Origin of the sequence: Planococcus sp. A6 (assembly GCF_028823615.1) — a bacterium.
Classification (GTDB): Bacteria; Bacillota; Bacilli; order Bacillales_A; family Planococcaceae; genus Planococcus.
The window spans coordinates 1-1,263 of record NZ_JAPEHT010000253.1; the positions used below are offsets into that span (position 1 = coordinate 1).

A 1,263-nucleotide genomic window follows, 5' to 3' on the forward strand; every position below is an offset into this window, starting at 1 on the left:
TTTTTTAAACAAATGCTTTGCCGTGGAATTTCACGCAGTCAATTGAAGGAGGTTTATTGTGGGCAAGTGGTTTAATAAAAAACTGGCCACCATATTGCTGGTCGTTGCCATTGTAGTTTTAATCTCAATATACATATTGCCGATTGCTGTTCCCTTGATTATCGCATTGCTTACCGCCATCTTCCTTGAACCTTTTGTCAAGTTCATACAAAAAAGGTTCAAATGGCAACGTAAAGGTGCAGTCATCACGGTATTCATCCTTTTCCTTGTCATCGCTTCCGGCTTGGTTTACTGGATCATCACGCAGTTGGTTGGGCAAATTATACAATTCTCAAAAATGGTTCCAGAGTATACAAATTCCCTCTCACATATGTGGGGCGAAGTGGAAGCCTTTTTTCTGCGTTCTACCGCCGAAATGCCTGTAGAAGTCGTCAATTCATTCGAAACAGAAATGATCGCTTTTGCAGAAGGCATTCGCGACTGGATCTTAACATTCGTCAACTACGATACAGTCACTAATTTATTGACGGGCATCCCTTCTTTTTTGGTTAGCTTCATCGTCTTCCTTATCGCCCTATTTTTATTCATGCTTGATTTGATGGATTTGAAAGGCATGCTCTTCAACCGCTTTAAGGAATCGACGGCCGAGAAAGTACGCTTTATGAGCGCACGGTTGAACAATGTCGTATTTGGCTTCCTGAAAGCCCAATTTCTTGTCAGCTTGATTATCTTTGCGGTTTCGTTGATCGCCTTGTTGTTCATCGCCCCCGAATATGCCTTGGTCATGTCGCTCGTCATCTGGGTCATCGACTTTATCCCGATACTCGGATCGATTATCGTACTGACCCCTTGGTTCATTTACATGTTCATCGTTGGCGATGTGGTACAAGGAACGCAGCTTGCGATTTTGGCCTTGGTGCTATTGGTCATCCGCAGAACTGTTGAACCGAAAGTAATGGGCACCCAAATCGGGCTATCCCCTCTTGCCACATTGATTGCCATGTTCATCGGCCTTCAATTAATCGGCTTTCTTGGCTTTTTCATCGGGCCGTTATTGGTCATTCTCTTTACTTCGGCACGCGAAGCCGGCATCATCAAAATGGAATTTAAAGTTTAAAATGCAAAAAAAAGCACTGAGCAAATTATGCTCAATGCTTTTTCATAGTGTTGAAGAAATCTGAAATCGCTATAAATGAAAAAGGAAACCACTTATTCCACAATCAAAAATCAATGTTCTATGCAAGTATTTGGAGAAGCGTTCGC

The 1,263-nt window shown here is 42.4% G+C and carries 1 protein-coding gene; it reads left to right on the plus strand.

What is annotated here, in order from left to right; genetic code table 11:
- Positions 1-58: 58 nt before the first annotated feature.
- A complete protein-coding gene (gene ytvI, locus ON064_RS18285; protein WP_274625880.1) occupies positions 59-1,117 on the plus strand; it encodes a sporulation integral membrane protein YtvI in 1,059 nt (352 codons plus the stop codon).
- Positions 1,118-1,263: the final 146 nt, after the last annotated feature.